The sequence below is a fragment of the Roseateles albus genome, from assembly GCF_028595345.1.
GTDB lineage: Bacteria > Pseudomonadota > Gammaproteobacteria > Burkholderiales > Burkholderiaceae_C > Paucibacter_A > Paucibacter_A albus.
Map to the genome: position 1 here is coordinate 2,342 of NZ_JAQQXT010000035.1, position 1,744 is coordinate 4,085.

General features: G+C 56.1%; 1 pseudogene. It reads left to right on the forward strand.

Annotated elements, in window-relative coordinates:
- A pseudogene (locus tag PRZ03_RS23755) lies at positions 1 to 1,576 on the forward strand (heme utilization protein); the annotation flags it as partial.
- Positions 1,577 to 1,744 lie beyond the last annotated feature (168 nt).

Consider the following 1,744-nt stretch of genomic DNA (forward strand, 5'->3'; position numbering starts at 1 on the left):
TGACTTGAACGCTTTGACCAGCGGGCAGATTGCCGCACTGGGCTCAGCCCAGATCGCCTCGATCGCGACCGCACAGATCGCCAGCTTGGTCAGCGACGATGTGATCTCGCTGGGTTCGGCCGGCATCCGCGCCTTCACCAGTGCGCAGCTCGGCGCGCTCAGCACCGCCAATCTGCAAGCGCTGACGACGGGTGAAGTAGGTGTATTGAGCTCCGCGCAAGTCCAGGGACTGACCTCCCTTCAAATGGCGGCAATAGAGTCCTCCGATTTGGCCATGCTAACGACCTCCGCAATCAGTGGTTTGAATTCATTGCAATTTGCAGCCCTGAGTTCGGATCAAGTTGGCGCACTTACCAGTGTTCAGTTTGGTGTGCTGAGCAGTACACAGGTTGTCGGTATTGATGCCGCTGACTTCGGCGCGATTGGAACAGAGGACTTCCGCGCACTGGGCATCTCGACGTTGAAGGCACTCAGCAGTGATCAGATCCAGGCCATGAGCGCCGTCCAAGTTGGTTCTTTGAGTACGCAACAGTTTGGCTCATTGACGACGGTTCAGATAAAAGGGCTACAGACTGATGACATCGTGATGCTCAGCACCGGCCAGATTGCGGCGATGAGTTCTGCTCAGTTGGGTGCAATCTCAGCAGCGAACTTTGTTCACCTGAGTTCGGCTGACATCACTGCCCTCACGACTTCACAGGTCGCAGGTCTGAACACGGACCAGCTCACTGCATTCACGACTTCCCAGATTGCCGGTTTTGAAGTGGCCGATATTGCAAAGTTGAACATGGCCCAGTCCACGGCGTTGGTTGCCAACACCGCCGCTATGGGGGCGATGACCGGTGCGCAGCTTGACGCACTCTTCTTGACGACGCCCATCATGCTGGATTTGGACGGCAATGGCATCCAGACCTTGTCCGCAGCCGAAGGTGTCAGTTTCGACCTGAATGCCACCGGGACCGCGCACAAGTATGGATGGGCCTCCGGCGGCGACGGCTTGCTGGCAATGGATCGCAATGGCGATGGTGTGATCAATAGCGGTGCCGAGTTGTTCGGTTCCGGGACGCAACTTGGGTTGGGCAAGCACGCTGCTAACGGCTATTTGGCCATGGCCGCCGAGGACAACAACCACGACGGCAAGCTTGATGCGCATGACACTAATTTCAGCAAGCTCAGGGTCTGGGTCGACGTCAACCATGACGGCAAAACTGATGCTGGTGAACTGAAGACTTTGGCGGATCTAGGCATTACCGAGTTGGATTTGAACGCCAAATCGAGCACGGCCATTGATAACGGCAATTTGATTGGCTTGGTATCTGGCTACAAGACAAGTGACGGGGCAACGCATCAAATGTCCGACGTGTGGTTCGCGAAGGACGGCAAGCTAGGCGAAGAAGCCAGTAAGACCTCACCTGCCCTCAATGATTTGCTGGCGCCGCCGAGCACCAACCTTTTGGCTGACAGTGCTGCAACGACAGCAAAACCAGTCGAAGAGCCAGCACACCATCACGAGGCGCTCATCGAGCTTCGCCTGCTTGGGGATGAAGAATCCAAGCGCAATGGCCCGCTAATTTGATGGTCAGGGGCTGTGTATCGAAGATCATTCGATACACAGCTTCAACGAGCCTGTCAGAAATTTTGTGTGTAAGGCATAGCATGTCGACAAGGAGCATGAATGCCACGCAAGACAAAGACCACCGCTGCGGCGGACAAGGCGGCGCAGCCGCAATTCTCAGCCGAGTTG